Annotated in this window: 4 protein-coding genes; 2 read left to right on the top strand and 2 right to left on the bottom strand. The window is 68.0% G+C overall.

All coding sequences use genetic code 11. From position 1 onward, the window contains the following. Positions 1-167 precede the first annotated feature (167 nt). Together ACFWEE_RS11900 and ACFWEE_RS11905 are read right to left on the bottom strand one after the other, a co-directional pair. A complete protein-coding gene (locus ACFWEE_RS11900; RefSeq protein WP_386888457.1) occupies positions 168-593 on the bottom strand; it encodes a hypothetical protein in 426 nt (141 codons plus the stop codon). Then, the gene (locus tag ACFWEE_RS11905; protein WP_386888458.1) at positions 571-4,578 is read right to left on the bottom strand and encodes a polymorphic toxin-type HINT domain-containing protein; all 4,008 of its coding nucleotides are present in this window, start codon (positions 4,576-4,578) and stop codon (positions 571-573) included. The genes ACFWEE_RS11900 and ACFWEE_RS11905 overlap by 23 nt, the downstream gene beginning before the upstream one ends. Before the next feature lie 1,021 nt (positions 4,579-5,599). Here ACFWEE_RS11905 and ACFWEE_RS11910 point away from each other — a divergent pair. Together ACFWEE_RS11910 and ACFWEE_RS11915 are read left to right on the top strand one after the other, a co-directional pair. Continuing rightward, positions 5,600-6,124: a hypothetical protein gene (locus ACFWEE_RS11910; protein ID WP_386888459.1), complete on the top strand. Its 525-nt coding sequence runs from the start codon at positions 5,600-5,602 to the stop codon at positions 6,122-6,124. A gap of 128 nt (positions 6,125-6,252) precedes the next feature. Continuing rightward, entirely contained in the window at positions 6,253-7,902 is a 1,650-nt protein-coding gene (locus ACFWEE_RS11915; RefSeq protein WP_386888460.1) for a trypsin-like serine protease, read from the top strand. Positions 7,903-8,033: the final 131 nt, after the last annotated feature.

The following is an 8,033-nucleotide window of genomic DNA, read 5'->3' on the forward strand; positions in this document are numbered from 1 at the left end:
GGTTCGCATCCTGTTCGCCTCGTGGAAGGGGCGAAGGCGGCCGACGAACGTGCCGAGGTCCGCGCCTGCGTGCACTCCACACGTCCGTGGGTCGTCGAAGGCCGTCAACCGCGTCGGCCCCTCCACCCGATATGCGGGTGGAGGGGCCGACGCGGTCATTCCGGTGGCTATTGCCGGAAAAGCAAGGTGCCATCGGTACGGGACTTCCCGATGGCGGCGGGCGCTCCGTCCACGGGATAGGACCAGACGCTGAAGCCGACGCAGGCCACGAAGCTCTCCTCGGACTCCGGTTCCAGTGTCAGGCATCGCACCCGCTGCGCTTGAGGTCGTCCGGCCACGCCGGTGAAGCGCAGGATCTCGGCAGCACGGGCATCGCTCGCCTCGGCGAGAACGACGCTGTCGTAGGCCGACTTGAGTGTCATGCCTATGACACCGCGGAACACCAGCTCGACGACATCGTCATCGTTCGGACGAGCGACGCTGCGCAGCACCAGTTCCGTGTGGCTCACACCGAACCGCCAGGGGCGGAAGCGGCCCGCCAGGGAGAACGGCAGCCCGTCGGCAGACCTGTCACTGGAAGGGATTAGGTTCATTCGCCACCCCGTCTCGGTACCAGGTCACGCGGTCCCAGCTCTCCGGGTGATCCCGGATGTAGGCGAGCTCCCACCCCGTCGAATGTCCGTCCATGATCGGGTCGCTACCGGCACCCATCCGGGCGGCTTCCCTGGGGTTGTCGATACCGGAGAGATTGAAGTGTATCTCCGTGGTTCCATCGGTGACGTAGCCCTTGAACTCCTCTACCCACCTATCGCCCATCGAGGGCCAGTCGTGGTACGACTTCGTCCCTGTCGAATCCGCGAACTCCAGCAGGACCATGGGATCGTCGTCCAACTGACTGAGTCCAAGGGCGATACCCCCGCAGGAACTGTTGTGGACCAGTACCGGCACGTCGCCCGCCAGCACGTAGTACGTATGGAGACCGCTGACGGTGAGGTTGTACGTGCGGGCCGACCGCTCGAAGGCCCGGTTGGCGATCACCTTCACCGTGCTGTGGTCACTGCTGAGCAGAGTGGTGCCAGGAGTCAGCTCGCTCGCCGCCGTCCAGGCGTGTTCCGACGGGCTCCAGAAGGGGTGCGCGTACGTCGCGGTGAGCTTCTCCCGGCCGTCGGGGCCGGCAATCGTCAGTTCGTTGAACTTCTTGTCGTCCTCGGTCACGATCCGGCGCGTGACCCGACGCCCACCAGTCTCCCCGGTGAGCGGGTCGGTCGCGACGACCTCGTCGCCCACCCAGACGTCCTCAATGGCCTTTCGTGAGGAGTCGGCCATCAGAACCTGGGTTCCGGCGAGGAAGCACTCGGTGCACTTCGATACCCGCATCAGGTCGGCCAGCGCGTCGGCCGTACGGGCAAGCATCTTGAGCTTGGTGTTGAGGAGCGTGTCCTGCCCAAGCTGTAGGCAGGCCATCACATCGTAGTTGGCGCAGTCCTCCAACGAGCCGAGGCCGAGGACGTCCTTCTCGAACTCCCATGCCTGGGTGGCAGCCTCGTTGATGGCCGGCCCTCTGGAGAGGATGTCGCAGTAGACCTCGTTGTGCTGGCACCAACGGCCGGGGTTCTCGATCGCCTCGCAGCCCAGGATTCCGCAGCGGTACAGGTCACGCGCCTGCTTGCCCGGATCAGCGGCGGCCAGTGCCGCCTGTCGCCGGGCTTCCTCCTCGGCAGCGGCCTTGGCCGCGATGATGTCGACCGTGTCGGCGAACGCCTTCTTGGCAGCGGTCGCGTCCTCCCCCGCCTCATGCGACGAGTCGGCCGCCGCGTTCGCGTGCAGCCAGGCATTGCCCGCGTAGCGCTTGGCCAGACCCGCGGACTCGGAAGCGTCGACCGCCGAGACAGCGGCGCGCTCCGCTGCTTTGTCCGCCGAGTTCGCGGCGTCCCGAGCGGAACTCGCCGACGCGGCAGCCCGTGACGCGGACGTCTCGGCGTCCTTCGCCGACTGGGCGGCCTGCTCGGCGTAGCCACTGGCCTCGGTGGCGGATGCCTGCGCCTGCTGGGCGTATGCCGCAGCCTCGGCCGCGGCCTTCCGCGCCGTAGCGGCGGCCTTGCCCGCCTCCGCCGCGTTCTTCTGAGCGGTCGCCGCTGTCTTGGCCGCCTGCAGGATGATCTGCTGGACCTGCGCGACGTGAGTGGCGGCAAGTTCGTCCTTGCGCACCGCGGTGTACTGACCGGAGACGATGAAGGTGTGCAGGAGACCGGTCGGCCCCTCCAGCGCGACGCGGGCGGCGGACTTCAGTTCGGGGCCGCCGAGGTCGATCAACTGAGCCGCTCGGACCCGCTCGTCCTCGGCGCGGGCTGCGTACTGCCCGGTGGTGATGAAGGCCCGATACGCCTGGACGTCCTCGGTGTCCAGCGCGGCGCGTCCGCGCTCGCCGACCACCGGCCCCCCTGCGGAGACGATCTGCGCGATGTACACCCGCAAGTCCTCGCCGGCGACCTGGTACTGCCCCTGCTTCAAGAAGAACGACACTTGTTCGGGCGTACCGTCGAGTGCGGTGGCCGCGGCCTCACGGACCGATCCCAGTGCGCTGTCGATGGCGAGGGTGTGGACGGCGGTCCGTTCGTCTTCCTGAGCCGCCCGTACCCAACCGGTACGCAGATAGGTGAGGACCTCCGCGTCGCTGCCTGACAGAGCGTGCTCGGCTGCGGCCACGCTCCAGGCGCCCCGGCTCTTCATCGCGAGCAGGGCGGCCTCGCGTCCCTCGGCGGCCACGGCTGCGGACTCCGTGTCCGGGGCGTCAGCTTCGGCCGACAGACGTGTCATCTCCGTCTCGAAGACAACGGATTCCTGCGCCTGTGCGTCCGCCTCGGCGTCTCGCTGCTCCTCCTCGGCCTTCAGGGTCCTGGCTTCCTCGATTCCCTGGTTGGTCCGGGCCGTCAGTTCCTCGGCTTCGATCTGGCGGGCGAGGGCCTGTGTGTCCTTCGCCTTGCCGACAGCGGCGACCGCCACGTCCGCTGCTTCCTTGGCGGCTGCGGCATGTGCGGTGGACTTCGTCGCCGCGGTGGCGGCGTCCCCTGCGTGATCGGCTGCCTCGTCGGCGGCGGCGGCTGCCTTCTCCGCATGGTCGGCGGCGGAGTTGGCGGCGTCGCGTGACTCGGCGGCGGCCTGCGCGGCCTTACGGGCCAGCCCCTCAGCGGCGGCGGCGGCCCGGTTGGCCTCCGCCGCGTGGCGGCGTGTCGCGGCGGCTGCGTTGGCGGCCTCGCCGGAGTGCACCCCAGCAGCGTTGGCGTATGCGTCGGCCTGTGTGGCCGCGTCGGCGGCGGCATTGGCGTTGCCGCCCGCGCTCAGGGCGGCCTGCGCCGCTTCGATCGCGGCCGTCGCCGCGACGCCGGCCTGCTCGGAGGCGTCAGCGGCGAGCCGGGCTCCCTTGGCTGCTGTCCGTGCATCCTCGGCGGCTTTGCGCGCGTCTGCAGCCTTGCCCGCGTCGGACGCCGCGTCGGCGGCCGCGCTACGTGCGCGAGAAGCGGCTTGCGCGGCGCCAGCGGCGGCGGAGGCCGCTTGGGCCGCGGCATTGGCTGCGATGCGGGCCGAGTTGTTCGCGGCGCGGGCGGCGTCGATGGCCTCCTGCGCCGCTGTGGCGGCCTGCTTCGCGGCCGAGGCGGCCCTTGCCGCCGAGGACGCGGCGTGCAGCGCGTCGCCTTGGGCGGCCTCCGTCTCCGCGGCGGCCTTCTGCGCGGCCTCCTTGGCCAGCTTGGCAGCGGAAACCGCGCGCGCGGAAGCGTCCTTGGCGGCTACGGTCTCCGCGGCCGCCCGCTTACCCGCGAGAGTGGCCTGGGCGGCGAGTTCGGCCACGGTGGCCTGTTCCTCGTCGCGGGAGCGGGCCACATACTGGCCGACTTCAATGAATTCGGTGATGTCGTCGGCGGTGCTGCTCAGCGCGAGCCGGCCGGCCGCGCGTACGTTGGTCCCTCCTGCGCTGACGATCTGCGCCGCCTGGACACGCTCGTCCTGTCTGCGCCAGCTGTACTGGGTGTCGTCAAGGAACTTGGCCACGTCCTCGGCCGTCCCGTTGAGAGCGGTACGGCCGGCCGCCTGGATGTTGGGGCCCCCAGCATCGATGACCTGGGCGGCGCGCACCCGCTGGTCCTGCTCGAAGGGGGCCTTCCAGCCCGTCTCCAGGAACACCTGCAGGTCAGCCTGCGTCCCGGAGAGCGCCTCGCGCGCCGCGTCCTGAAGAACTTGGCCGCCCAGCCCCGCGATCTGGGCCGCGGAAACCCTGCTGTCCTGATAGGAGACGTCTTCGGCCACGTCGTCGAGGAAGTGACGGACCTGCTCGGGGCTGCCGGTGAGAGCGACCTCGGCAGCCGCCTTGAGTCCGGGACCGCCGGACTTCCACAACTCGACGACTTTGCCCCGTGACGTCAGGGGAATGTAGGCGTCGGAGTAGGCCGAGTCGGCATCCGCGGTCGCCGAGGCGCTCGGTGCGAAGCCGAGCAATCCCGCCGCGAGTGCCAGCGACACCGTCGCCACCGACACTGTCCGTACCGCGCGGAACGGCCACCCCGCTCCGGCCCTGTCCTTCATGCCTGGTTTCTTTCGCAAGACGCACCTATCACATCGTGATTCATTTCGGAAACTACCGCCCAGGGCACAAAGAAGCACAGGAAATGGGACATCCCTTGGAAGCCCACGTACACCGCATTGTGGACAGACAGCTCGAAAGCGCCTGCCACGAGCGCGTCACCCACCACACGAAACCCGCATACCGGATTGCACATGCATCCACCAGACGACCCCTCGGACCAATATCGGTAGCGCCTGACGCCCAGATGCACGAAAGCAACCCATCACCCCCAGGACTGGTTGAGCATAGACACTCCGAGACCGCACTTACGAGGAATTTTCGAAGCCTGGCCAAATTTCACTGTCCGCATCCGCCGACGATGCGGTGAGTTCAGAAAAATTGTCCGGTCCATCCGGCCACCACCTCGGCCCACGCCTTTCGATACCGACGGCCGGTCAGCACCAGGAACAACCGCGTCGACACAGGACGGAATCCAGGGTCCCGGGGCACGAATGTGCCGGACGAAGGAGGTGTCCATGGGCGCCACCCCCGTACACACCGGACGCCAGCATTGCACTATGCACCGTTTCGCGAATACTTCACCTGCACCTGGCCAGAATGGCCGGATGGCGACACATGGGTCCGTCGGCAACGATTGCGAGATTTCCCCCGAGTTGCCACCCGCCTGAAACTACACCCAGTAATCCAGCCACCCGATTTGTCGCACTCTCAGCACCCTTGCAGAGAATGACCGGCACCTCAGAATTTCATTGACGGCCACTTCGCGTACGTGTAGCCTCCACAAAGTCTCCATGATCGAGAACAGTGCAGGACTGAGATCACGTCCAACACTCGGGGCCTTGGCCGGGCGGCGAACACAACCATTTGACCGACCATGATGTGGCAGGCGAGAAAATCGACCCACACAGGCCCGGAAATTTGCATACTCTTGCCACGCCTATGGCCAGGAACTCGTGAATAAACATCCTGCTAGGCGTTCGACGACTCGAAGTCTCCTCATCTCGAAGAAAAGGTGCCGCCATGGTTTTTCGTGCTCGCAGACTGCTGGTATCCGGCGCGATAGGAGTGACACTGGCATGGAGCGGACTGGCTTGGGCCGCCTCCGCCGACAGCCTTACGTCGCCGTCGGCAACGACCGCAGTCACCGCCGACACCCCTCCTCCCGCAGTTGAGGATTTCTCCTACCCGAATGCTGACGCGGTGTTGTCGGAGGAGGGCATCCAGCTGAAGAAGGGCGACGGACACATCCTCCTCGCCGACTGCGATGCAACGGCCGACCAGATCAGGGTTCTCACCGTGGCGGATGCGGAAGCCACGCGGCAGGGAACCTACTGCTTCGTTGCCTCCGGAGCGACCGGGTACCTGACCATGCAGCTCCCGCGCGTCTTCGCGCTCGAGGCAGCCGACCACCCCATCAGCGCCGATCTCACCGCGTCGGGGAAGACCACAACGGTGGACGTGGCGGAGGACGGCTTCGAACCGGTCGGCGAAGGATCGGTCGGCGGGGTGCAGTCAGTACTCGTCGAGATCCGCGTCACAGGCTGATCCTGCCTCCCTCGGAACCGCATCGGTCAGGAGCTTTCTCCGGAAGCGTCGAGCCGAGGGCAGCAGTCCGGTAAACCGCCGGCGCGCCAACACCCGCCCCTGATCCACTCGACCTGTTAGGAACAGTCATGTCTGACACGCGTTCACGGACCGCGTGGGCCACCGCGCTGCTCACCGCGACGGTCTCGGCCGGCACCCTCCTGGGCACTCCGGCACAGGCCATGGACGGTGACGCCGCGACCAGCGGTATGTACACCTTCACCGCGAAGATCGACGTCGGCGGCGAGCGCTCCTGTTCGGGCACGCTCATCAACAACCAGTGGATGATCACCGCTTCGAGCTGCTTCGTCGACAACCCCACTCAGCCCACCTCGCTGGTGGCCGGTGCGCCCGCGCTCAAGTCCACCGCCACCATCGGACGTACCGACCTGACCGGCACCGCGGGCCAGGTGCGGGAGATCACGGAGCTGATTCCCCGTACCGACCGTGACCTCGTTCTGGCCAAGCTGGCCAGCCCGGTCTCCGGCCCCTCCTTCCTGCACCCCGCGAGTACCGCGCCCACCGCGGGCGAGGCCCTGAAGAGCGCCGGGTACGGGCGGACCAAGGACACCTGGGTCCCCGACACCCTCCACTCGGGCGCGCTCACCGTCGGGACCGTCGGGACCACCAGCGTCGACATCGACGGCACCCCCATCTGCAAGGGAGACACCGGCTCGCCCGTCTTCCGCGAGGTGAACGGCCGGCCCGAACTCGCCGCGATAGCCAGCACCTCGTGGCAGGGAGGCTGTCTCGGAACGGACGAGACCCGCACCGGCGCGGTCGCCTCACGGGTGGACGACATCCGGGCCTGGATCACGGAGAACACCGCCTCTACCCTGAACGTCTGGTACATGCAGATGCTCACCAAGACCTCCACGGGTCTCTACCACTCCATGCGCGACAGCAACGGCGACTGGACCGGTTTCGGCAACGTGCAGAACGTCGCCGGCACCATCCAGGACATCGGGTACGCGGCGGACGCCGCCATCAAGGGCAAGAACTACGTCTTCGCCGTCGGCGGCGACGGCCACCTCTACGAGGCCAACCGGCGTGCCACCGGTGGCTGGGACGCCTTCCGCGACCTGACCTCCGAACTCGGCGACAAGCCCGGCCTCACGCGGATCGCTGTCACCTCCACCGGTACCGGCCTCGCACTCGTCGGCCTGGCCGGCGGGCGCGTCTACCACGCGACCCAGGACGCCGACGAGGTCTGGTCGAAGTGGGGCGACGTCAGCGCGAAGCTCGGCGTCCTCGGCAACGCCACCCAGGTGACCGTCGCCCATACCTCCGGCGGCGAGACGCAGGTCGGCGTCACCGCCGACGGCAAGGCCTACCACGGCATCCGCAAGTCGGACGGGACCTGGAGCACCGACTGGGGCTCCGTCAGCGGACTCTCGACCGGCCTGACGGCCAAGGTCAACGGCATGTCCTTCGCCAGCGTCGCGGGCGACCTCCAGATCGTGATCACCAGCGTCACGGGGGAGAAGAAGCACGCCATCCGCAAGGCGGACGGTACGTGGAGCAAGTTCGGCGACCTGGGCGACGAACTCGGACGCGACATCACCACCGGTGTCGACGCCACGGTGGTCAACGGTGAACTCCAGACCGCCGTCGTCACCGCGGACGGAAAGATCAAGCACACCGTGCGCCACGCCGACGGGAAGTGGGACGCGACCGAGCAGGTCTCCGGTTTCAGCGGCACCCTGCAGAGCATCGCCCTGACCGGCAGCACCAGCTGAGACAGGCCTCTCGTGGGCGCGTGAACCGTTCACGGAGCGAGGACGGAGGAGGTCCGGCCCGCCGGTTCGTCCCGGCGGGCCGGACCGCGCTCGCGGTCCGGTTCAGCGGCCGCGGACGGCCGGGCGGCGTG

Origin of the sequence: Streptomyces sp. NPDC060184 (assembly GCF_042728795.1) — a bacterium.
In the GTDB taxonomy this organism is placed as follows: Bacteria; Actinomycetota; Actinomycetes; order Streptomycetales; family Streptomycetaceae; genus Streptomyces.